General features: G+C 32.3%; 25 protein-coding genes and 2 pseudogenes. 18 read left to right on the plus strand and 9 right to left on the minus strand.

Annotated features, from left to right (window positions below; all coding sequences use genetic code 11):
- Positions 1–272 precede the first annotated feature (272 nt).
- Positions 273–467, plus strand: coding sequence for a hypothetical protein (locus COC46_RS18455; protein WP_098811381.1), 195 nt, complete (start codon positions 273–275; stop codon positions 465–467).
- Between the two features lie 87 nt (positions 468–554).
- Positions 555–1,121, plus strand: a complete 567-nt coding sequence (locus COC46_RS18460) for a transposase (protein WP_255294968.1) — start codon at positions 555–557, stop codon at positions 1,119–1,121.
- 25 nt (positions 1,122–1,146) lie between these two features.
- On the opposite strand, the gene COC46_RS22365 is transcribed toward COC46_RS18460, so the two are convergent.
- Together COC46_RS22365 and COC46_RS18465 are read right to left on the minus strand one after the other, a co-directional pair.
- The gene (locus COC46_RS22365) at positions 1,147–1,323 is read right to left on the minus strand and encodes a hypothetical protein (RefSeq protein ID WP_167555277.1); all 177 of its coding nucleotides are present in this window, start codon (positions 1,321–1,323) and stop codon (positions 1,147–1,149) included.
- 483 nt (positions 1,324–1,806) lie between these two features.
- Positions 1,807–2,412 (minus strand): hypothetical protein, encoded by a 606-nt coding sequence (locus tag COC46_RS18465; protein ID WP_098811382.1) that lies wholly within the window; start codon positions 2,410–2,412, stop codon positions 1,807–1,809.
- A 638-nt stretch (positions 2,413–3,050) separates the two neighbouring features.
- On the opposite strand from COC46_RS18465, the pseudogene COC46_RS21990 reads away from it, so the two are divergent.
- A pseudogene (locus COC46_RS21990) lies at positions 3,051–3,236 on the plus strand (DUF3916 domain-containing protein); the annotation flags it as partial.
- Between the two features lie 217 nt (positions 3,237–3,453).
- Here the strand turns inward: COC46_RS21990 and COC46_RS18475 are convergent.
- Positions 3,454–3,972: a cysteine hydrolase family protein gene (locus COC46_RS18475; protein ID WP_098811384.1), complete on the minus strand. Its 519-nt coding sequence runs from the start codon at positions 3,970–3,972 to the stop codon at positions 3,454–3,456.
- A 242-nt stretch (positions 3,973–4,214) separates the two neighbouring features.
- On the opposite strand from COC46_RS18475, the gene COC46_RS18480 reads away from it, so the two are divergent.
- The gene (locus COC46_RS18480; protein ID WP_098811385.1) at positions 4,215–4,583 is read left to right on the plus strand and encodes a DUF4180 domain-containing protein; all 369 of its coding nucleotides are present in this window, start codon (positions 4,215–4,217) and stop codon (positions 4,581–4,583) included.
- A gap of 37 nt (positions 4,584–4,620) precedes the next feature.
- On the opposite strand, the gene COC46_RS18485 is transcribed toward COC46_RS18480, so the two are convergent.
- The gene (locus COC46_RS18485; protein ID WP_176545218.1) at positions 4,621–5,157 is read right to left on the minus strand and encodes a helicase; all 537 of its coding nucleotides are present in this window, start codon (positions 5,155–5,157) and stop codon (positions 4,621–4,623) included.
- Between the two features lie 551 nt (positions 5,158–5,708).
- Entirely contained in the window at positions 5,709–5,891 is a 183-nt protein-coding gene (locus tag COC46_RS18495; protein ID WP_098811387.1) for a hypothetical protein, read from the minus strand.
- A gap of 450 nt (positions 5,892–6,341) precedes the next feature.
- On the opposite strand from COC46_RS18495, the gene COC46_RS21995 reads away from it, so the two are divergent.
- From COC46_RS21995 to megL, 3 genes are all read left to right on the plus strand, one after another.
- Complete coding sequence (locus COC46_RS21995; RefSeq protein ID WP_141550939.1) at positions 6,342–6,482, plus strand: anti-repressor SinI family protein; 141 nt, start codon at positions 6,342–6,344, stop codon at positions 6,480–6,482.
- An 835-nt stretch (positions 6,483–7,317) separates the two neighbouring features.
- Positions 7,318–7,449, plus strand: a complete 132-nt coding sequence (locus COC46_RS22875) for a hypothetical protein (protein WP_255294969.1) — start codon at positions 7,318–7,320, stop codon at positions 7,447–7,449.
- A 228-nt stretch (positions 7,450–7,677) separates the two neighbouring features.
- Positions 7,678–8,874 carry a methionine gamma-lyase gene (gene megL / locus COC46_RS18500; protein WP_098811388.1) on the plus strand — a complete coding sequence of 399 codons (1,197 nt, stop codon included), beginning with the start codon at positions 7,678–7,680 and terminating at the stop codon, positions 8,872–8,874.
- Between the two features lie 709 nt (positions 8,875–9,583).
- Here megL and COC46_RS18505 read toward each other — a convergent pair.
- Positions 9,584–10,372, minus strand: coding sequence for an HAD family hydrolase (locus COC46_RS18505; RefSeq protein ID WP_098811389.1), 789 nt, complete (start codon positions 10,370–10,372; stop codon positions 9,584–9,586).
- A 218-nt stretch (positions 10,373–10,590) separates the two neighbouring features.
- Between COC46_RS18505 and COC46_RS18510 the strand changes: the two genes are divergently transcribed.
- The 4 genes from COC46_RS18510 (at position 10,591) to COC46_RS18530 (ending at position 13,366) form a co-directional block, all read left to right on the plus strand.
- Positions 10,591–11,163: a DUF1643 domain-containing protein gene (locus tag COC46_RS18510; RefSeq protein WP_098811390.1), complete on the plus strand. Its 573-nt coding sequence runs from the start codon at positions 10,591–10,593 to the stop codon at positions 11,161–11,163.
- 290 nt (positions 11,164–11,453) lie between these two features.
- A complete protein-coding gene (locus COC46_RS18520) occupies positions 11,454–12,641 on the plus strand; it encodes a helix-turn-helix domain-containing protein (RefSeq protein ID WP_098811392.1) in 1,188 nt (395 codons plus the stop codon).
- A gap of 150 nt (positions 12,642–12,791) precedes the next feature.
- Complete coding sequence (locus COC46_RS18525) at positions 12,792–13,079, plus strand: DUF4359 domain-containing protein (protein WP_098811393.1); 288 nt, start codon at positions 12,792–12,794, stop codon at positions 13,077–13,079.
- Positions 13,080–13,153: 74 nt separating this feature from the next.
- Entirely contained in the window at positions 13,154–13,366 is a 213-nt protein-coding gene (locus COC46_RS18530; RefSeq protein WP_098811394.1) for a hypothetical protein, read from the plus strand.
- Positions 13,367–13,373: 7 nt separating this feature from the next.
- Here COC46_RS18530 and COC46_RS18535 read toward each other — a convergent pair whose 3' ends face one another.
- On the minus strand, positions 13,374–14,318 hold the full coding sequence (locus COC46_RS18535; protein ID WP_098811395.1) for a hypothetical protein: 945 nt from the start codon (positions 14,316–14,318) through the stop codon (positions 13,374–13,376).
- A 188-nt stretch (positions 14,319–14,506) separates the two neighbouring features.
- Positions 14,507–15,421 carry an alpha/beta hydrolase gene (locus tag COC46_RS18540; protein ID WP_255294970.1) on the minus strand — a complete coding sequence of 305 codons (915 nt, stop codon included), beginning with the start codon at positions 15,419–15,421 and terminating at the stop codon, positions 14,507–14,509.
- Between the two features lie 192 nt (positions 15,422–15,613).
- Between COC46_RS18540 and nagZ the strand changes: the two genes are divergently transcribed.
- From nagZ to COC46_RS18575, 7 genes and pseudogenes are all read left to right on the plus strand, one after another.
- Positions 15,614–17,248 (plus strand): beta-N-acetylhexosaminidase, encoded by a 1,635-nt coding sequence (nagZ, locus tag COC46_RS18545; protein ID WP_141550940.1) that lies wholly within the window; start codon positions 15,614–15,616, stop codon positions 17,246–17,248.
- Positions 17,249–17,336: 88 nt separating this feature from the next.
- Complete coding sequence (locus COC46_RS18550) at positions 17,337–17,579, plus strand: hypothetical protein (RefSeq protein WP_098811397.1); 243 nt, start codon at positions 17,337–17,339, stop codon at positions 17,577–17,579.
- A 69-nt stretch (positions 17,580–17,648) separates the two neighbouring features.
- A complete protein-coding gene (locus COC46_RS18555) occupies positions 17,649–17,831 on the plus strand; it encodes a hypothetical protein (protein ID WP_098811398.1) in 183 nt (60 codons plus the stop codon).
- A gap of 210 nt (positions 17,832–18,041) precedes the next feature.
- Positions 18,042–18,668 (plus strand): sporulation-specific diadenylate cyclase CdaS, encoded by a 627-nt coding sequence (gene cdaS / locus COC46_RS18560; protein ID WP_098811399.1) that lies wholly within the window; start codon positions 18,042–18,044, stop codon positions 18,666–18,668.
- A 268-nt stretch (positions 18,669–18,936) separates the two neighbouring features.
- The gene (locus COC46_RS18565; protein ID WP_098811400.1) at positions 18,937–19,365 is read left to right on the plus strand and encodes a DUF4395 domain-containing protein; all 429 of its coding nucleotides are present in this window, start codon (positions 18,937–18,939) and stop codon (positions 19,363–19,365) included.
- A 190-nt stretch (positions 19,366–19,555) separates the two neighbouring features.
- Positions 19,556–19,840 (plus strand): annotated as a pseudogene (locus COC46_RS18570) (MerR family transcriptional regulator); the annotation flags it as partial.
- Complete coding sequence (locus COC46_RS18575; RefSeq protein ID WP_098811401.1) at positions 19,837–20,292, plus strand: SRPBCC family protein; 456 nt, start codon at positions 19,837–19,839, stop codon at positions 20,290–20,292. The pseudogene COC46_RS18570 and the gene COC46_RS18575, both read left to right, overlap by 4 nt.
- Before the next feature lie 40 nt (positions 20,293–20,332).
- Here COC46_RS18575 and COC46_RS18580 read toward each other — a convergent pair whose 3' ends face one another.
- Positions 20,333–21,370, minus strand: a complete 1,038-nt coding sequence (locus tag COC46_RS18580) for an LLM class flavin-dependent oxidoreductase (protein WP_098811402.1) — start codon at positions 21,368–21,370, stop codon at positions 20,333–20,335.
- Positions 21,371–21,528 lie beyond the last annotated feature (158 nt).

The raw sequence follows: 21,528 nt of genomic DNA on the forward strand, positions 1-21,528 counted from the left end.
AAATACTATATATAAGCATGTGATAGTTGAAGATCAAGAGCTGCTGATTGCGGCTTTTTTTATTAAAGTAAAACATGCTTTAGTTGAACAACATGATCGGCTGTATAGTCGATTTTTTTCGGAATGGCAGTATAGTTTAACAAGAGAAATGACTCTTTTATTAACCTTCAGTTTGTACAATCGCTCCTTCATTTCGAGCATATATTTGAATAGGAGTGAATGTAAATGAAAAAGCGAAAATGTAAATGCTCTTGTGAAAATGAGGTGGGAAAATGTCATTGTTTTTTAGTTTTATAGGTATATATCTAATGCCTATAATTTGTATAGTCTTTATCTTAAGTATTATTGGTATTGTTAAACTAGTGATTAAGGGGAAGGAAGTAAGAACTGAGTTAACTGTTATCGTTGTTATTACATTTACACTTATGGTCTATACTCCTATTTATTTACTAGTTAATAGTTTGTAAATTGGATACAAATTATTAGTTAAAGCTTGGATTTAAGATTAATTATTGAACTAACGCATGCGTGTGCGGCCGAGCCTAGATGGTACATTGAAGAAGAAAAAAGAAGAACTTAAATTGGCACTTCAAGGTCATATTCATTCACACCAACGCTTAATGTTAAAAACAATATTAACCCATATTGATTTCCTAACTGAGCAAATTGAAATGTTAGATCAGGAGGTAGCAGAGCGAACAAGCTCTTATCAAGAAGATATAGAGCGACTCGATTCAATTCCTGGAATCGCTAAAAGAGCGGCTGAACAAATCCTAGCTGAAATTGGTACGGATGTTGAAAAGCAATTCTCCTCCGCACCACGTCTATGTTCGTGGGCATCCTTAGTTCGTGGACATAATGAGAGTGTAGGTAAAAGGGAATCTAGCAAGTCTAAAAAGGGAAATAAATATTTAAAATCAGGATTAACTGAAGCAGCTCATTCGGTAAGAGGGTCCAAAAACTATCTAGGTGCGCTATATAGGAGGACAGCTGGACGAAAAGGAAAGAAAAAGGCTGTAATCGTAGTCGCTCATGCGATGTTGAGAATCGCATATTACCTTCTTACCCGAAAAGAAATGTATGTTGACCTAGATGGATTGTGTCCGGGTAGTTACGAGTAGAGGGCTATAAGATAAAAAAGCATCCTTACTGGATGCTCTTGATTTGTGTCACAATTTCGTTGTGTTCGGTGATTAATCTTTTCAACTGTTCTTCGAGATGAGGGTCGTGTTTCTTCGCTAAGATGATCTTGACGATGTCGATCGCTTCGCGCGTCTTCATTAATTCTTTTTGCAATTTTTCGACTGCATTCAATTTTCCCATGTTTTACCCACTTCTTTATTCAGTTTAGTGGATCTGGTCCATAACTGTCCGTTAAGCATACCAAATAAAACGGATAAATGCACACTTTAATAGTCATTAGTTATTAATTCGAAAAAAAAAGTATCGAACGATGGTTAGAATAACTGGAATGAAGATGATCCAGCCAATGGATCCGTTGATACCAGCTCTTACATTGGATTTATGCCTTACTAAAAAGCAAGACTATTCCAAGATATAGCTTGAAAACTTTATCAAACTATTAGCTGGTTTAGTTAAAAGTTGAGAGGTTTTTAAGATTGCTTAGGCTGACTGGTTTATCCTCAATCCATCTCTTCAAAGAAACAATAGTGGTACTTGGGTCATCCGTGAACTGAGTAACGAAAGAGAAGCCATTTCTTAAGCGGACACTCGATTGATCCGCGAGAAGGGGTTTAACAATGCTAAAACATCTTAGAACCAAACCCGTCATCTCATCACTCTTTTTTATATTTGTTTCAATTGTTTGAGCATGGTTATCCAGATTCTCAGACCTGTCAACCATAGTGTCAAAGCAGAGCCGAAACCGATAAAAGTAGACGTCGCAATTAGAGTTACATTGCTAACGGTGACATTCGTTGGTAATAAGAAAGTAATAACGCCTAAAATGCAGAGCACTCCACCTGTACCATAATAAAAATTTTCTCGAAACAATTTAGCTAAAGGAAAAAAATGAATACCGACAATAATAGCCATAATAGGGAAAAAGACTTCAAAATGGTTGATTATGTTACAAATCACACTTGTAATAAAAATCGCAAGACCTTCTAGACCGAAGATCAAACCAAATTTTCGATTTATTTTTTTCCAATGTTCACTCACTTTCGGTATAAAAGCATTGTTCATGTTACGAGCTTTACCAAAAAGCGATATGGCTCCGATGAGTAAGATTAATGTCACAACAACCGAAAGAACAAGTAACCATGGAGCTCCAAGTCCATGTGAACCAATAATACCAATGGAAGCCCAAAGCGCTCCAAAAAAAGTCATGAACATCACGCCGTTTGCAGCTCCAAAGACAGCAGTTTTCGGCAATTTTACTAAATCAGTCATAAGTAACCATGCTCCTAAAATCCAAATTTTTTATCTACTAATATATAATCACCCATTCTCCTTTTTAGTCTAGCTTATTTAACAAATGCTATGATAAGTGCGTCTGCAAGAGTGATTGCTGGACCTGGCTTAGCAGGATATTGAATCTCCTTATACAACTAACTGGCGCGATAGTTGAGGATCACGAGTCACGAAAATGGCTCGTTTATTATTGAACAAACTGGCAGGATAGTTAAACAAGAATTAGTAAAGTTTTTTAATTAAAATCCGAAAGATATAGTAAGTTTATTTCATATTAAATGACAATATCGAATTTCTTGTTAAGGGGAAAAAGGGGGAAACCATGAATAAATTAAAGACTATACTAGCAGTCGAATGGAAACGCATAGGAATTATTATACTATTTACTATAGTGTTAGTTTCAAAATGGTCAGAACATGATTACGATTTTTACTTTTGGTTGATTATAAGCTCGTTATTTATTTCTATATTTGTAGCAATTTTCAATACTATAGAAATATATAAAAGAACAGATCTGTAAGGATTTCTTATGCAACTAAACGCATGCTTTAGTAGAATAAAATATGATAAAACAAAACGAAATATAGAACCTAAGAAACTACGAATGGCAGGGAATTATGAGAGGAAAAAAGATTAGAGGACTAAAAAGAAAAACAAATAAGTTAATACACCGAATTAAAGAAAACACAACAACATTTCCAAGTGATTTCCATAATGGGTATTGGCACTTGCATTTACCTGTATCACAAACCTTTATATCTTCAAAAAAGACTCAAATAAGTATTAAACGTCTATGTATTCAACTTTGCAGTTACTCATGAAGGAGAGCTTTGGTTTATTGGGGAATTAGAATAAAATTATAACCATTCCTATTCAACAAACGAATGCTTTAGTTGAATAAGAAAAAGCAAAGACCACAATTTTTTGTGGTCTTATTTTTTAAATCAAAAATTAATAATTTACTCTAACTGAGTCTAATTATTAAATAAAAAAACCCCTATTTTAAACTATAAATCTACCTTAAAAATTGATTTCATCCGCTGTTTTTATATTAGCCATCCAGCGTAAAGTCTGATTATGATGATGAATGATTTGCTCCGCAGTAAGTCCTTCTGAATTCCAAGTACTATGTGCATCTGTTATTAAAGTAACTTCATACCCTTTGCCAAATGCACTCCGAGTTGTCGTATCTACACACATTTCTGTCTGTATACCTGCCATGACTAAATGACAGATATCGAGCTTGTTAAGTTCATCTAATAAATTTGTCTTAAAAAATGAATCAGGAGTTTCTTTATGAATAATGATATCTTTTTCAGAAGGGGCAATATCAGCCTGAATTTCCCAACCAGGAGTACCATACTCAAGTGGAGACCCTTCTTCAGAATGTTGAATATAAAAGATTGGAGTATTTGTAGCTCTAGCTTTAGTGATTAATTGATTGATATTATGTAATAATTTATCTCCGTTATATACTGGATTAGATTCCGAGAACATAAAAGCCTGAACATCAATTATTAAAAGAGCTGTTTTTTTCATTTTTTCTTCACTCCTTGGAAAATTCTGTTTACACCTTATAGAGAAAAATATATCATTATTAAAATTAGAGGAAAAGAACTATTTCAGAAAGTTTTTGTAAAGAACTATTTACATGGAAATTAAGTAATATTTGTAAAAGGACTCTCATATTATATTTATTTTAACTGTCTTATTCATCTAAACCGCCACTACTTTGTATTAAAATAGTAAAATATCTAAATTTTTAAAAAGGAGAAGTGTAAATGAACATAAAAACGACAGAAGCAAACGGACACGAGATAGCGATCGTTCTTGCAGATTCAGTCATACTGATTGATGAACAAAGTACTTTAGATATGATTATGACGATTACATATGACCATAACAGTAACCGTATAGCAATAAACAAAGAAGCAATTTCAGAAGATTTTTTCATTCTTAGTACTAAACTCGCAGGAGCAGTACTTCAAAAGTTCATTAACTACAATATTAAATTTGCGGTTATAGGTGACTTTTCGGGTTATACAAGTAAAGCACTAAAGGATTTCATCTATGAATGCAACAAGGGGGACAATATATTTTTTGTTTCATCAGAACAAGAGGCAATTGATAGATTGTCAAATGCAAAATAAGAATTAGAACGGGCCATTACGTTATCATTCTTCCTGCTCAATTTTTTTTGCAAAAAATAAAATGATCATCTCCGTTCCAAACATGGAGGTGATCCGCACGGTATCCACGAAGCCATAAAACGTCGTTAATTCGTCTAATGTAAAAACCCTTCGGAAAATCCTCTTCTTCGGATAGTATTTCAGATGCAATTGTAATAGAACCAGATGGAGCTTGATGTAGTTTTATAGGATTTTCTGAAACAACTTCTGGTTGGTCTAGATATGCTAGTCTAAGATAAGGTCCTAGTTCAATAGGACACAATTCCAAACCAAGTTCCGTCGCTTTTTTATAAATCTGAGGTGTAGTAGCTCCATCAAAAAAACCAAGATCGCCGACCGATAGTTCAACAGTTTCAAAACTATATTCTGAAGTAGAAGTAATAAATTTTTCATCATTTATTAGTTTCTCGCCATATTCATTCATCGAGATAGAGTATTGTTGTAATTTCTCAATCAGCTGAGATTTCGTAAGTCCGCCAACCCCTACTATTCTAGTAATGAATGGACAATTAGGGTATATTTTTTTATTTTCCATTTTTATTTGTGACTCCTTTTCCATTGAATTAAGATTATCAAATAAAAAAGTCCATATCATATACTCCTATGTTTAATATTGCCTCGGATATAAGTAAACTGTTATTCGTTCCTAATACTAATCAGCTCTTATGTATTGGATATGAGTTGCTTTGTTACACGGTCACAAGATGACTTCAATCCGAAATGTGCATTTTTGAACGAGAATCTTATTTTAACGACCTCCAATGATCAATGGGTGAGATTTTGGAAACTAGATAAAGATATAGAATTAGTAGGGGAGTACTATATACCTGGAAACTGCTATAGCTTTTCTTGGGATGGAAATGGCAAATTCGCCTTTGCAGACAGTAAAGGGAAAATTCATTTTGTAAGACACTTAAATGAGCTGCAAGAACAGTAGAAGCTTGTACGTTAAGAGAAAATTGGATTAAACGTATTTAAATGAAAAGAAACTTATTAACCCTCTCCTCCTATGGATTCAGGTTAATAAGTTTCTTTTAAATTATGTATAACCTTAATAGAATAAATCACGATATGTTAATTACTGATTTATAAAAGTGATTCTAATACTTTGATTCGTGCTTCGATAAAAACAATTTTTAGTGCCATTTCACTGCGGTGTTCCTTTTGCTCTTGGAAAATTCGTTCCACTACTTCTAATTCTTGTTTCAAAACATCTATGTGAGAACAATTAGAAATACGATTTTTAAAGATTTCGGATAATTCCTCCAACGGTCATCCCCCTTATAACAATTGAATTAAGACTAACATATTGAATGATCAAAAAGTTAATTATTAAATAGCCCACATTGCCCCATTTTAACCAATTTTATCCCATACACCCAATTTTGTCTATGGACGAAAAAACTATGAGGAAATACCTATAAAGCCATTTTAGAACTAAATTTCTTTTATTGAGGCATCATTTACGATCTATTTAATTTCAATAAAAGCGCCATTAGATAATAGGTTGAAAATATTCCGATTTTCTTACATTCCTATCCAGTAAAATAGTTGGATCGTGTTAAAGGTGTTTTATAAAGTTTGTAGAATTATTAATTAAAAGTTTATTAAAATGTATTTATAAAGTAAGGTAGTATTCAACAGAGTGGGTGTAGTTTTAATCTACTATTCAGGCATAGAAGGGTAAATAAATAGATCCTATTTTTGGAGGCAATAGCTATGCAAGCAAATATAGAAAAAAATACTGTGGAATTAAATTGGGTGGACTTGTTATTAGAATGTATTGAATTAGGAATTAGTCCTGAGGAAGTCAGGTCATTTCTAAATGGAAGTAGAATGAAAGACTTACGCCGCAACTAAGAGTAATGAGATGAAAAAACAACCATAATGACCGAATCTTTCTGGAATAGATGCTACAAAAAATAATGAACGATTTACCTACGACGAAAATTGTAATTTTAATTACATTTGATGATCAAGAATAAATTTATCAAGGAATTCGAGCAGGAGATATTGGATTTTTATTAAATGATGCGGAAGTCGAAGAAATGCTTGATGCTATTCGCTTTGTCTAAAAGTTTGTTGTGAAGACCGAACTCAAGTTGTCGTAACAGCACTTATGAATGGAATGGTGAAGAGAGAAAGGCCATTATATTAATATCCAATAAAAAGTAGATGGTATTTCTTTTTGAAATAACACCTACTTTATTGAACCGAAGTCTATATAGATGAAACTTTCGTAATGGCTTGTATTACTTTTAAAATCAATTCGGAAGAGAAAGTGGAAGGGGAGTCTAGGAGTAGAAGTCACGAATTGAAAGGTACTTATCGTTGTATCGAACTTAGAAATAGAAGGAAGAATTATACGGATGATTTTATATTCAGTAATAAACTGTTGTAGAAAATCTTCGTTACATAGACTCGGTATGAAATATGATCATAAATTACTACTAATTAAATACATATAATAGTAAATGGTTTTAGGAAAGGCTTTGTGCTAGACGATGAACTATTTTGTAACGAATTGTACAAGATTTTTTATAATAAAAAAGAGGAAAAAATAAAAATACCGCGAACTATTATTGATAATTCATTTTGTTGATCGAAAGTACTTCTTTTATTGAATATGTATTTTATCAAGAAAGTTAGTTAACAATACAAAAATTAAATAAAATTTACTAAAGAGGTGTAATCAATGAGCGTCCATGACCCAAACGAATTTGATGAATTGATAAAAACTGATACCGATTTAAATTTTATTAAGAAGTTTCCAGAAGTTGAAGAAGCAATTGGAATTGATGAAATTCTAAAGTGGCTTGAAGATTAATGAAATAAAATAAACTTTTAAGACAAGTACTTTCTACTAAGGTAGAGAGTACTTTATTTTATTTTCATTGTCTAGTCAGTCCGTTGTTCATTAAATTTTTTTAAAGGAATTGCACTTTTATATCTAGAAGTAGTTTAAGAGATATTTTGTAAGGGCTTTCATTTTTAAGTTTAAGCTTTAATGATCGTTTCATCTCTTTTAGATACTTTATTAAGGAGGCAGTTAGAAATGAAGATTAATCAGTTTGATACAAAATTAATTCACGAAGGGTACAAAACTAGTGAGTACCACGGGAGCTTAACCCCTCCATTATTTCATACGTCAACATACACATTTCCAACCGCTCAGCATGGAGAACAGTCTTTTGCAGGAGAGAGAGAGGATTTTATTTACTCTAGATTAGGAAATCCAACCGTTCAAATTTTAGAGGAACGAATGGCTGCATTGGAAGAAGGAGAAGCAGCATTAGCATTCGGGTCAGGAATGGCTGCGGTTTCTGCTACCATTTTCTCTTTAATTAGCACAGGAGACCATATCCTATGTTCGAAAGGTATATACGGATGTACATATGGCTTTTTAGAAATGCTAGAGAGCAAATTTGGAATTCAGCATAACTTTTGTGAAATGGATACAGAAGAAGAAATTCAAGACTTAATTCAAGAAAATACGAAAGTTATCTTTATTGAAACGCCAATAAATCCTACTATGAAAGTCATCGATATTGAAATGGTTGTCGAAGTTGCAAAGAAAAATAATATTATCGTGGTAGTTGATAATACATTTTGTTCACCTTATTTACAAAAGCCATTAACACTAGGCTGTGATATTGTACTACATAGTGCAACTAAATATATCAGTGGGCATGGTGATGTAGTTGCAGGAATCGTTGTTTGCAAAACAAAAGAGTTAGCCGAACGTATGGCTCCTATTCGAAAAGATATCGGAGCGATTATGTCTCCGTTTGATGCTTGGCTATTACTGAGAGGATTAAAAACATTAGCGGTACGAATGGACCGTCAATGTGAAAACGCTGAAAAGGTAGTTTCATTTTTACAAACTCATCCAATGGTAAAGGATGTATTTTACCCTGGTGATTCTAAAAATCCAAACCACTTTATTGCAGCTAAGCAAATGAAAAAAGGTGGAGGCGTCTTTGCCTTCACAATTCATGGAACGAAGCATGAAACACAGGAACTGATTAACCATTTAAATATGGTAAAAATAGCAGTAAGTTTAGGGGATACAGAAACATTAATCCAGCATCCGGCAACGATGACACATGCAGTCGTTCCAAAGGAATTGCAGCAAAAAATGGGTATTACTGAAAATATGCTACGAATGTCAGTTGGACTAGAAGCATGGGAAGATATCGTAGGTGACTTAAAGCAAGCTTTAGCTAATTCTATCACTAATAAGGTTTATTGATTGTGAAATAAAAAGTACTTTCTAATTTAATTTAGAGAGTACTTTTTTTATGATCTAGTAGATCAATGTTTCTAACAGGGGAAGATTTTTAAGAAAAGTATCATAATTAGGGGTATATCTAGGCAATTTCGTAATATTAATATAAAAAATTAAAGTGAAAATCTGAAATTACATCTAATTGATGTGTTGATCTTACTTTATTGGAAAGGAATAAAAATAAACGCATAAAAGAGCGCTGTTTTATAGTGAATAGCAGCTTGACATACCTATAGTGGTACAGGTATTTATCTAATTTAATTGCGATTTTCATACTTTTAATTGTGATTTTCAGAATTTAATTGCAGATTTGCCGTTTTTATTAGCGATTATGAGATTTTAATTGCACTTGCTTTATTAATTGCGATTCCCCAAAGAAATTTGAGGACTAATCATGTTTAATTGCGGTGGGCATGGGGGATTTAGCGATTATGAGATCTTAAATGCACTTGCTTTATTAATTGCGATTCTCCCAAGAAATTTGCGGGCTAATCACGTTTAATTGCATCGGCCAGGGGATATTAGCGATTATGGGATTTTAAAAGCACTTCCATTATTAATTGTGATATCCAAGGGTTAACCACACAACCTAGATATTAAATTCATAAATCGATTCCCAAATCAAAAAAATCCAGTAAATCTAAAATAGGACCACCAGATTTTTCAACACGAATCACTTATTCAAATCATCAATAATCGTAAAAAGCTCCTCTAAATGAGTAATTTCAAACGTAGGTATAACTTCATTTCGAACTTTGTCATGCCTATTAATCCATACGTTTTTCATACCAATTCGACTTGAGCCAAGTATATCCGTCATGAGATTATCTCCAACCATTAATACCTCATCTTTTGTAAGCTCCATTAATGATAAGGCATGATCAAAAATACTTGGATCAGGTTTTCCTTTTCCAAAGTCTCCAGATATTAATATTTGATCAAAATATTCTTTAATCTTTGGTGTAATTGAAAGTTTAGTATGTTGCAAATCAGGAGAACCGTTTGTAAGTAAGAGTAATTTATACTGTCCATTTAATCGATCAAGTACATCAAATGTTTCATCATATACAAAAGGGTTTGCTTTACGTTCTTTTGGGAATGTTTCAGCTAATAAATGACCAAATTCAGGGTCATCTATTCCAAGGGCTTTTAAACCAAGCGTCCATGCATTTTTTCGATAGGTAGGTGAGTTTGCTCTCATTTTTGGGAATTGATCATGATCTTCTAAAAAATTTCCCCATAGTCCTTCAAATGGATTAATACCAATTAATTTAGTGAATTCGTATGTATCATATGATTCATAAAGCTTTCTAGCTGAATCACGGACGTTTTTTTCAAAATGAACTGAATTAATGCCGTATTTTTCTGTAGCTAGTTTACATGTATTTGCAAATGCAACTTCAACACTTTTTTGATCCCATAGTAATGTATCGTCCAAATCAAAAATAATTCCTTTAATCATAAAATAGCCCCTTCCTAATATGTAATGTATAAATTATCCATAATCGTACATGGAAAATATGAATTAGTAAATAGGTAGTCTACTAAAATTTTAAATTTTTTAATAGTAACTTTGTAATGATTATCTATTTTAGATTAATAATATAGTACAAATGACGAGTCAACGGAATATAATACTTTGTTGATTTTGTTTTTATTAATGAAGAAAAGAGTGAGTATATGTCATTTGAGGATTTTGTAAACTGTCATTCAATGCAAATTAATTCGAAGGCGGTCTTTGATAAACAAAATAAATTAATGCGATATTCGCTTACGAGAACATGGGATGAATCAAAAAAGAAGGCTACTCTTGTATTACTTAATCCTTGCCGTGCAAATCATTTAAAGAGTGATTATCTATTGGCAAGATGTCTTAATTTTTTTATAGATTATAAGAAAGGTAGCTTTGGATCGCTTGAACTAGTAAATATTTTTGCATTAATGGAACCGGATTCAACAAAGCTAAAAGGAAAAGAATGCGAAGTTGGCCCACATAATGATGAAGCGATAAAATTAGCAATAAATAACGCAGATATTATTATTGTAGGTTGGGGTTCAAGTAAACGGTTTAAATGGAGAATAAAAGAAGTTCTAGAGCTGCTAGAACCTTATAAAGATAAATTATTTAATTTTTGTGACGATTCAAACAGGAAGGAAATATTGATTCACCCATGTATTTTAAAGGAACGACATTGGTTAGAAAAACTAAATTTTGAAGCTCTATATGATTGGGCTTCAAAAGATTATTCGTAATCATTCATACTCCTTATGACAACTCCTATTGGGTTGTTTTTTTTTTTTTTTTGCTTGAAAATACCAATACCAGAATTTTTTAAAAAATTGTTATAATAAATTGAGCATTCAGTTACATAAAAAACTTGATACGGTTTTTTAAATAAACTACTAAACTTACTAAAATAGCCTAATGTTCTTACATTCAATTATTACTTGAGTCCACTTTTCATCAATTCAAGTAGCGCTTGATTTTAACAATTTAACTTACAAGATACAATTAAATTAACTTTTAAGAAGAGGTGAAATAAATGTTTGATATGAAAAAAGTAGGCAGACAAATTGCACAATTAAGAAAAACAAACAAGATTACACAAATGAAGCTAGCTGATCAATTAGGTGTAAGTTTCCAAGCAATTAGTAACTGGGAACGTGGAGAAACGATGCCTGATATTTCTAAGTTACCTGAGCTTGCTCAGATCTTTCATGTAAGTATTGATGAAATTTTAGGAAACGAAAAGGGGATTAAGTTAATTAACAATTTAATCGAAAAAGACAATGATGATTCTGTAAATGAACTGGAAGTAGAAAAAGAAGAATTTTTACATGTGGCACCAATACTTAAAATCGATCAAGCGGATTTATTATTTAAAAATGTTGAGAATGAGCTTACCATTATAGATACATCAGATATTGCACCATTTATTAGTGAAGAAATAATCGATGAATGTGCGAAGAAAGAGTTTGACTCGAATGGTATTAAAGATTTAGCTCGGATTGCACCTTATATTAGTAACGAAGTGATTGATGTATGTGCGAAGAAAGCGTTTGATTCAAAGGGGATAGGAGAATTAATCCAAATTGCACCGTTTATCAGTAAAGAATTAATTGACGAATTTGCTAAGCTAGCGTTTGTAACAAATGGTATGAAAGAATTATCGATCATGGCACCATTTATCAGCGAGGAAATAATCGATGAATGTGCGAAGAAAGAATTCGAGTTAAATGGTATGAAAGGATTAACGACAATTGCACCATTTATTAGCAGTGAGGTCATTGATGAATGTGCCAAGAATGAATTTGAATTGAATGGCATAAAAGAATTATTGACAATGGCGCCGTTTATTAGTAACGAAATAATCGATGAATGTGCAAGAAAAGAATTTGAATTGAATGGAATAAAGGAATTAACGACAATGGCGCCGTTTATTAGCGACGAAATCGTAAATGAATGTGCCAAGAAAGAATATGAGTTGAATGGAATAAAAGGATTAGCAGCAATGGCACCGTTTATTAGTAAAGAAATAATTGAGGAATGTGCTAGAAAAAGTTATGAACAAAATGGGATCAAGTCATTAACTCCAATCTGTCCATTTATTGAAAGTAACATTTTGAATGAACTTGCTTTAGATGCTATCTCAAAGAATGGTATTAATGAAATTATTACAGTTATTCCATTTTTAGATTCAAACATTGTTAAGAATGCAGTCATTAAATAAGTGTTTTTGTTAAAATCACTGAAGGGTCGGTCGGTATGATGACCCTTTTTAGTTTTTTCTAGAAAAAAAGCTTAAAAAGAGATATCTTTTGGACAATTTGTTAATATCCTTTATCATAAGTAAGAGTAAAAACAATGAAAAGGTGACTGTATGAAAAAATTAATGATTATTGGGGCTTTAGCAATTGGTCTTATTATTTCTGCTCAAACAAATCCTTCAAAGGGAGAGTTTGTTACTTGGGCAAAGGATCAGCTGAAGTCTGAATCAAAAAATAAGTATGTAGATTTTGGAATCGATCTATTAGGTGAAAAATTAATTAGCTCGGTTACAACTAAACAAGATTATGTATTCTTTTCAGTCTACGAAGTTAAGGCATTAGATAAGCAAATTAAAGTAGTAGGCGTATTTAATCACTTTATCCCAATTTCAAAAAAATAAATAGTTGTGTGTATGTGGAAAATTTTGATAACAAGTATATAATAGAAGGATAAAATTAAATGAGGTGGAAAAGAATGAGTAAATCAAGAGCGAAAAAATTGCGAGAGAAATTAGTTAGGGAAGGGAACCGCAATCCTGAATTAAGTAGAAGTCCATTTTCGATGTTGGATTTAAATACGCGTAGAACGAAGTCGAAACTAGAAAAATTAAATCAAGTAAAACATAAAAAACAGTCCTTTGGAAATGATGATTTTCAAACAAAGGACTGTTTTTATTTATATTTTTAAAAAGATATTACTTTTTTACTTTGTTAGCAAATTTTACAGTTAGATTTGCTTTATATGTGTTTAAATCAATCTCAAATTGATTATATGAATCATTGAAATTTTTATAAGCGGCAGTAGACTTTACAAGAGCAGTTTTAGCTTTTGCAACATCCCTTTTCTCGATTGCAGTATATAAGCTATAGTTGTCACCTTCTTCTAAATCATCAATATCTCCGAAGTTACCAGTATATAATTTTTCAAACATGTTAGTGATGTCTGTTTCGATTTGACGATGTGTTGGGTAATCCATATCAAGAACCTCATAAGCATAGCTTATAATTTCAGATTCTTTACTCGATAATCCATATAAATGCTGCATTCCCAGTGTTGATTCTGTTTCAAAGTTTTTATATTCAACTGGTAATTGTTTGCGAATATAAATTTCATTTTCTGTATAAATTTGATCCTCGATTTCGTATGTATACTCCTCGATGTTATTATAAGTATGATTTTGGTAATTTCGAATTGCCGTCAATTTATTTTTTTGTGTAGTGTAGTATGTTTTAGCATTCTTTGAATCTACTTTTTTGATATATGTATTAAACTGTGCTTTTATTTTTTTCATATCAACAGCTGCATTATCTTTACGTGCTTTATCAATTCTTGTTTTGAATCCAGTAGTTTTTTTTACTAGTTCATCTTTTCCTGAATAACTGTACTTATTAAATAATGTTATGTCTGATTGTAGCTCTTTGTAATAGTCATACACGTCATAATCAGTATAAGCGATTTCACTTTTTAAATTTGTCAGTACTTTGATGTATGAGCTTACTTGTTTTTTTAAGTCGTTTTGAGCTTGGACAACTTTCGTGTTAGTTGCTGCTTGAGTTTCAGTTGGTAGCAGGCCTAATAGAATACCTGCAGATAAAGTTGTTGCAGTTGCTATTGTTGTGAATTTCTTTAATTTACTCATTGTAGTCTCCTAGTAATGTAATATTAAAACTTTTCTTACTTTTAGTATAGTACATGTTACAAAAATGTTAAATATATATTAATAGAATTAAATTTATTTTAAATTACCTTTAAATGAAGTTACACTACACCACTTCACTTAAAGGTAAATAAAATAAGTGTTACAATCATAAACTAGTAAAGGTAATTTTAGTCTCGGGAGGCATTTAAAATTAACTGTGCCATTCTTCTTGGATATATTTTTGCAGTTGACATATGATCGCCACTTCCTTGAATAAGACGATAAACACCTAATCTACTAGCCATATGTGGGTACCAACCAGAGTTTTCTCCAGCAGGTACAGCTGTATCTTCTTGTAAATTAATAAAGCTTCTTGGAGTAGATAATTGAAAAAATGACTTTAAATCTAGCTTTTCAACAAGTGGAGTTGCTGGTTCAGGTGTTGTTGCATTATAAATGTCCTTTGCTGTTTGTAAATCTGCCAAGTTAACAAATACATCTCGGAAATATTGGAATGGTAGATTGATAGTATGATCGGTAGATTGTTGTGCTAAGCCTAAAAGGAATTCTTGTGCCTGTTTTGGAAATTGATCAGCCAAACTTTCACCGTCATTTAAAACAAAAGCATTCCAAAAAACTAATCGTTTAATTCGGTCATGAAGCTGTTCAGCGACTTTTTGAATGACAGTTCCACCAAAGCTATGGCCAACCAAAATAATATTATTAAGCTTATTAGAAGTTATATAATGAACAACTTGTTTTGTAATCATTTCATGATTTACGTGTTTATCTTTATCCGTACCATGCCCAGGTAATTGAGGGGTGTGAACAATATGTCCCATTTTTTGCAGTTCTCGATTAATTCCGTGCCAGAAGAATGGATCAACCCAAGAACCGTGAACTAAAACGAATGTATACTGAGCATGCTGACGATAAAAAATGTCAGATTGATCAATTAAATGCTGCTGTTGATTAGGATATGATTGATATTCGTTATACCAATTATGGGGATAATAATAATAAGGATTATTCTGATTAGGATTCATATTTCGATTTCTATAGTTTAAAGATTGAATCATTTCATGGGATTTTTTACTGGTCATGCTAAATAGTCCCTCCTCGTTAATCTTTCTCATCGTATGCACCTATTCGTTAGAAGGTGCCCACCTGGATTAATGAACATGAAAACTAACGTCATAAGAGGGAAAATAATAGGTTAGGAGGAGAATATTATCAAAAAAGCTGTGTTTTTATTAATCGTATTGTTAATTGTTTGTACTAGTGTTTACTTTGCATTGAAAGATAAAGTTTTCCAAGAAGCAAAAACTTCAAATCATCAAACGAAACCGGAAAATAATCATAACAGTCATCTTTCAACCGAAGAAATTTTAAATCGTATTATTTTAAGTGCTAAACAAGGTGAAATTCCGAGTCAGAAGAAAATAGAGGTAGGAAAGACTAATTTAAAAGATATAACCGAGCAGTTTGGAGAACCAACTGGAAAAGATGAGATTGCTAATGGAACTTACTTAACCTATCAGTCACAAAAATTTGCTGTTGGATACAATCACAATCATCAAATTTATGAAGTAAGATCCTACGATTCTAATTTACAAAAAATTCACTATGACGATATTATAGGTCAACTAAATAAGCCAAGTAAGGTTAAATATTATAAAGATCAAAACGTTGATCAAATTATTTTAGTGTATGAACTTCCTAATAAGATTGAACTGAAATTTATATTACCAAGGCCAACAAATGAAAATAATAATCCACCGGTTGATCATACATCAGTATCAATTATTGACGAGCTTATTCCTAACAATGGGACAAGTGTTGATCAACTTCTAAATGAAATGACACTTCAAGAAAAAATTGGTCAAATGATAATCTCGGGATTTTATGGACCGAATTACTCAAATAGTTTAAAAGAACTAGTTGAACGGTATCATATAGGTGGATTTATTTTTTACAATGAAAATTTAACAAGTAACAGTCAAACAGTTAAGCTTGTTAATTCAATAAAAGGTTCTAATCAAACTAATCATTTGCCAATCTTATTCGGAGTCGATCAAGAAGGTGGAAGGGTATCACGTTTACCAGGAAATCTTGGTCACATACCGACAAATCAGCAAATTGGAAAGAAAAATAATGGAGAATTCTCTTTTGAAATAGGTCAGATTCTTGGTGAGGAGCTGCAAGCTTTTGGTTTAAATATGGATTTTGCACCTGTTTTAGATGTAAACAGTAATCCTAAAAATCCAGTAATTGGAGATCGCTCATTTAGCAATAACCCAGCCACTGTAAGTAAATTAGGAATCCAGACGATGAAAGGGATACAATCCGAAAATATTATTCCAGTTGTAAAGCATTTTCCAGGGCATGGTGATACTTCAGTTGATTCACATTTAGAATTACCTGTTGTAAACAAATCGTATACGGATTTAAAATCGCTGGAACTAATTCCATTTGAAGACGCGATCAATCAAAATGCAGATGCTGTCATGATTGCACATATTTTATTACCAAAAATCGATCCTAAATACCCAGCTTCATTGTCAAAAATGGTTATTACTTCAATGTTAAGAAACGACCTGAAATATGATGGTGTGGTTATGACTGATGATATGACGATGGCAGCGATTGAAAAAAACTATCATTTAGAAAAAGCAGCGGTTACTTCGATATTAGCGGGAAGTGACATTATTATGGTTGCTCATGATCCGAACAAAGTAAAAGCGGTCTATAAAGAAATTGAAGCAGCTGTAAAAAACAAAACAATTTCTGAGGAACGTATTAACGAGAGTGTAAAAAGAATCATTTTACTAAAACAAAAATATAAATTAGACAATAATCAAGTAAAACTAACAGACACTCAAAAGCTAGTTGAGAAAACAAATAAATTAGTAAATCAGTTGAAAAATTAATAAAAAAAGGAAAAAACTACCTTTTGTCGAATAAATAGTCTGAAAGGTGGTGTTTTTTCTGTCTAGTAAGATTTCAGATGCAGGTTTAATGCTTCTAGCTATATTTAAAGAACTACAAGAAAAAGAACCAAACTTTGATAAAGGACTTCATAATGAAGTAGGTGTAGCTATGGATGATGTTGAACCTGCATTAATTGAACTAGAAACGCAAGGGTTTATCAACGGTTTAATTTGGATCAAGAGTGATGTAGATCAAAAAGAAATTGCTTCGTTATTTAAAATTTCAATAACTCCAACGGGCTTAGCAAGAGTAATAGAATTATTAAGATAATATACATATAAGCAACCTCAAATGATTAAACCATTTGAGGTTTTTTGAAAGAATAAAGGGGGGAGAAAAATGAAAATTAATAAAGTAAACCCTGAAGCTATTGCTGCACCTGTTGGCCAATATAGTCATGTGACAATCGTCCCAAGACATGCAGAACTTGTCGTATTATCAGGGCAAGTCGGGAACGACAAAAATGGAGTCTTTCCTAGTGATATCGAAAAGCCAATTTGTATTATGCACTGGAGAATATAAAAAGCATCCTTGAAAGTGAGAAAGTAGAAAACCAATCTATTAAGATTGAAGTTGAGGCTTGGGCAGCAAGATAAACAATTCCCCAAAATTTACTGACAATAAATAAACTTTTGTACAAATACTAATCGTGGAAAAGAATGGTATAACTTAATGCCCTTTGGGAAAGTTAAGTGGAGGTAATTCAGTTTGAAAGAGAGATGAAAAATTGAAATGGATGAATTCGAGTCTCAATTAGATCCTGTTATAAGGAAAAATATAACTGAAACACTTTCACAACTTAATTTAAGAATAGCAGGTATGATTGGTAGAATTGAAAATAAAGGATGTGGCATTTTAACTGAATTTGAGAATATTCATCGCGTTTTTAATAATCTGCAAATGGATGCAGCCTCATTTTATTTAAATTCCTATCTTTCACCTTATACAGATATCTTCAATGAGCTGACCATCTCTGTTCAAAACCTTTCAAAACGTAAGCATGGCGGATTGATCGTTGTAAAAAGAGATGACTCACTCGAGGAATTAATGAGTTCTGGAATCCACGTCGGTGCACAATTATCTCCAGCATTATTAGAATCGATTTTTTATCCAGGTAGCCCATTACATGACGGTGCAGTACTGATTGAAAATAATATGATCATTTCCGCTGGGAATGTACTTCCACTTTCTAAAACTACATATGATAATAAAAAACTTGGGACAAGGCATCGAGCTGCAATTGGAATATCAGAGCAAAGTGATGCACTTGCTCTAGTTGTATCAGAAGAAACAGGAAATATTTCCTTTGCTTATAAAGGAAGTTTATATCCTGTTCAATATGGTGCGCCAATTAATTAAAAAACGATCCATTGATCGTTTCAGACTGTTGACAAACGCTCGCTTTCTTCGTTGCTTCGCCTGCTGAGCGGTGCTCATTACCGATTAGGGTAACTCCGCTCCTCATCANNAATCAGTCTGAAAATCAAATTTTTTGGACTTTGTCTACACACTGAAACGATCCATTGATCGTTTTTTTTTATTTTTTCAGCTTTTATGGATTGTATTGTCTTTCGAATCATATTATGATTATACTTAATTATTCCGATACGAAAGGTTGGTTTTTGGTATGTCGAATCCAAAGATAAATACAATTCCATTGCCTTTAGTTCGTACAAATCAATGGACGATTTTTATTTCTGTTATTTTAACTTGGATTACTGGTCAGTACTGGTTATTACTGATTCCTTTAATTAGCGGGCTTAGTGGATTACTTTTTGATTTCCATCCAATGATAAAATTTGCTAAACGCTTTTTAAAAAAGAAAGCGTCAAGCTATCCACAAGAGGATAAAGATCAACAAAATTTTAATCAAACAATTGCAGTATCATGCTTGTCTCTTGCATTTATTGGTGCATTACTTGGTTGGAACGTATTATTTTATGTGTTTTCAATAATGGTCGCTTTGGCATCTCTTATCGCAATCAATGGATTTTGTATTGGATGCTATATTCATTTTCAATGGAATCAATATAAATATCGAAAAAGCTTAAGATAGTAGTAGGGTCTTCTCATTAAATGGGAGGGCTTTTTTTTATGATTTAAATTCAGAATTCGGTATACTAGTGGAAAATAGTATTTGACATTGTGGTGTACCCCACGGTTTATCATAAAGGTGGGAGGTAATGATGTATAAAGTAAGTGAATTCGTTAAACTAACAGGTTTAAGTTAAGAGACGCTACGATATTATGCAGAAGTTAAATTACTTGAGCCAGCATATATTGATCCAAAAAATAATTACCGATATTACGATGATGGTAGCTATTTTCTAGCATTGCTTTTAGGGAAATTAAGAAGATTTGGTTTTACAATTCAAGAAATGATTTCTGTAATGGAAGATGAGTCTTTTGCAAATATAGAGGAATTATTGGACAGTAAACGAAAAAAAATTAAATCGGAAATAGAGGATTTAACCTTAAAATTAAGTGAAATAGATGAATTTATTGCATCAGGAAGGGATAATGGAAAATGATTCAATGGAAGGAAGACATAATAATTAATACAAACATCGAAAAAGTGTGGAGTTTATTTTTAGATAAAAATATTAAAAAAATAATGCCAAAAGTTGATGAGCATAAATTAATTGAAAAGAACGAAAACGAAGTGGGTGCAAAGCATCAGCAGACTTATCGTGAAGGAAAAAGAGTTGAAACTTATCTTGTAGAAACTTTAGCATATGAAGATACCGAATCATACAAAAAAAAGCAAATCCATTTTGTTTTAGCAAAAGCATTCGCAACAAATTTGACATTTACACTAGAAAAAATTGACGATTCGCATACAAAATTTATTTATGAAGGCACAAATGCTGGAGTTAATTTTATCGGACGAGCAATGTTAAAGCTAGGCAATCCAAAGGGGAATAATTTAAAGGCTGTATATGAATTCTTACAAAGAGTAGAGCAAGAGGCTTTAAAAGTATAGTTTTAAAAATGAAGGGAGAGGTTAGTCCTCTCCTTTCAGATTATTTATTTGAAACTTTACTCAATAATTCATAAGAGTATAAGCGTGCTGCGTGATCAAAAACAGAGCCATTTACCATAATTTCATCTGCTTTAGTCATATTTAAAACTGCTTGCAGCTGTTTGGTAACTGTTTCGACCGTACCGATTGCAGATAGTCTCATTTGATTTTCAAGTGTTTGTTTCTCATACGGACTCCAAATCTCATCCATATCGTCAACAGGTGGTTTTAATAAAGATGGTTTACCACCTCGAACTAAGTTTAAAAATGATTGCTGCTGTGTTGTAAAAAGTCTTTTTGCTTCCTTGTCAGTATCAGCAACAACAACATTTAATCCAATCATTGCATACGGTTTATCTAATACTTCAGATGGTTTAAAGTGATTATGATACATTTGCATTGCTTGAACTGTATAGTCTGGTGCAAAATGTGCTGCAAATGCAAATGGTAATCCTAATTCAGCAGCTAGCTGAGCACTAAAGCCACTTGATCCCAATAACCAAATTGGTATATTTAATCCTTCTCCAGGTACAGCTTGAACCGTTAAGCTACCTAATCCACCAGGGGGATGAAAGTAATTTTGTAATTCTTCTAATTGAGCAGGGAAGTCTTCGTGACTTCGTAAATCTCTACGTAATGCTCTTGTCGTTGACATGTCACTACCAGGTGCACGACCTAATCCGAGATCTATACGCCCAGGGTACAGTGATTCTAAAGTACCAAATTGTTCTGCTATGACTAAAGGAGCATGATTTGGTAGCATAATTCCTCCAGAACCAACTCGAATTGTTGATGTTCCACTGGCAATATGTCCAATTACAACTGATGTAGCAGAACTTGCCACTGCTGGCATATTATGATGTTCGGCAAACCAGTAACGGTGATATCCCCATTTTTCGGCATGCTGTGCTAAATCAAGGCTATTTTTAAAAGCATCAGCAGGAGTGCTTCCTTCAACAACAGGAGCTAAGTCTAACACAGATAAAGGTATTTCATTTAAATTCTTAGCAACTTTATCTTGGAAACGATTATTCATCATAAAATTTTCCTCCTAAAAAACATATTTTATAATATGGAAATTTCGAGATTTTTTATACTTGAAAAACTGTATTTAAAATATATACAGTATTCTAAGATTATAGAAAAACTTAGGACATAATACAAGTTATTGAACTTGAAACTATTTATACAATAAAA

Source organism: Bacillus sp. AFS041924 (assembly GCF_002577195.1).
Classification (GTDB): domain Bacteria; phylum Bacillota; class Bacilli; order Bacillales; family Bacillaceae_G; genus Gottfriedia.

Bases quoted from the DNA above. Each gene is read 5' to 3' on its own strand.
- COC46_RS18455 (WP_098811381.1), top strand. From the start codon at position 273: ATGTCATTGTTTTTTAGTTTTATAGGTATATATCTAATGCCTATAATT.
- COC46_RS22365 (WP_167555277.1), bottom strand. From the start codon at position 1,323: ATGGGAAAATTGAATGCAGTCGAAAAATTGCAAAAAGAATTAATGAAG.
- COC46_RS18465 (WP_098811382.1), bottom strand. From the start codon at position 2,412: ATGACTGATTTAGTAAAATTGCCGAAAACTGCTGTCTTTGGAGCTGCA.
- COC46_RS18475 (WP_098811384.1), bottom strand. From the start codon at position 3,972: ATGAAAAAAACAGCTCTTTTAATAATTGATGTTCAGGCTTTTATGTTC.
- COC46_RS18480 (WP_098811385.1), top strand. From the start codon at position 4,215: ATGAACATAAAAACGACAGAAGCAAACGGACACGAGATAGCGATCGTT.
- COC46_RS18485 (WP_176545218.1), bottom strand. From the start codon at position 5,157: ATGGAAAATAAAAAAATATACCCTAATTGTCCATTCATTACTAGAATA.
- COC46_RS21995 (WP_141550939.1), top strand. From the start codon at position 6,342: ATGCAAGCAAATATAGAAAAAAATACTGTGGAATTAAATTGGGTGGAC.
- COC46_RS22875 (WP_255294969.1), top strand. From the start codon at position 7,318: ATGAGCGTCCATGACCCAAACGAATTTGATGAATTGATAAAAACTGAT.
- megL (WP_098811388.1), top strand. From the start codon at position 7,678: ATGAAGATTAATCAGTTTGATACAAAATTAATTCACGAAGGGTACAAA.
- COC46_RS18505 (WP_098811389.1), bottom strand. From the start codon at position 10,372: ATGATTAAAGGAATTATTTTTGATTTGGACGATACATTACTATGGGAT.
- COC46_RS18510 (WP_098811390.1), top strand. From the start codon at position 10,591: ATGTCATTTGAGGATTTTGTAAACTGTCATTCAATGCAAATTAATTCG.
- COC46_RS18520 (WP_098811392.1), top strand. From the start codon at position 11,454: ATGTTTGATATGAAAAAAGTAGGCAGACAAATTGCACAATTAAGAAAA.
- COC46_RS18525 (WP_098811393.1), top strand. From the start codon at position 12,792: ATGAAAAAATTAATGATTATTGGGGCTTTAGCAATTGGTCTTATTATT.
- COC46_RS18530 (WP_098811394.1), top strand. From the start codon at position 13,154: ATGAGTAAATCAAGAGCGAAAAAATTGCGAGAGAAATTAGTTAGGGAA.
- COC46_RS18535 (WP_098811395.1), bottom strand. From the start codon at position 14,318: ATGAGTAAATTAAAGAAATTCACAACAATAGCAACTGCAACAACTTTA.
- COC46_RS18540 (WP_255294970.1), bottom strand. From the start codon at position 15,421: ATGACCAGTAAAAAATCCCATGAAATGATTCAATCTTTAAACTATAGA.
- COC46_RS18550 (WP_098811397.1), top strand. From the start codon at position 17,337: ATGCTTCTAGCTATATTTAAAGAACTACAAGAAAAAGAACCAAACTTT.
- COC46_RS18555 (WP_098811398.1), top strand. From the start codon at position 17,649: ATGAAAATTAATAAAGTAAACCCTGAAGCTATTGCTGCACCTGTTGGC.
- cdaS (WP_098811399.1), top strand. From the start codon at position 18,042: ATGGATGAATTCGAGTCTCAATTAGATCCTGTTATAAGGAAAAATATA.
- COC46_RS18565 (WP_098811400.1), top strand. From the start codon at position 18,937: ATGTCGAATCCAAAGATAAATACAATTCCATTGCCTTTAGTTCGTACA.
- COC46_RS18575 (WP_098811401.1), top strand. From the start codon at position 19,837: ATGATTCAATGGAAGGAAGACATAATAATTAATACAAACATCGAAAAA.
- COC46_RS18580 (WP_098811402.1), bottom strand. From the start codon at position 21,370: ATGATGAATAATCGTTTCCAAGATAAAGTTGCTAAGAATTTAAATGAA.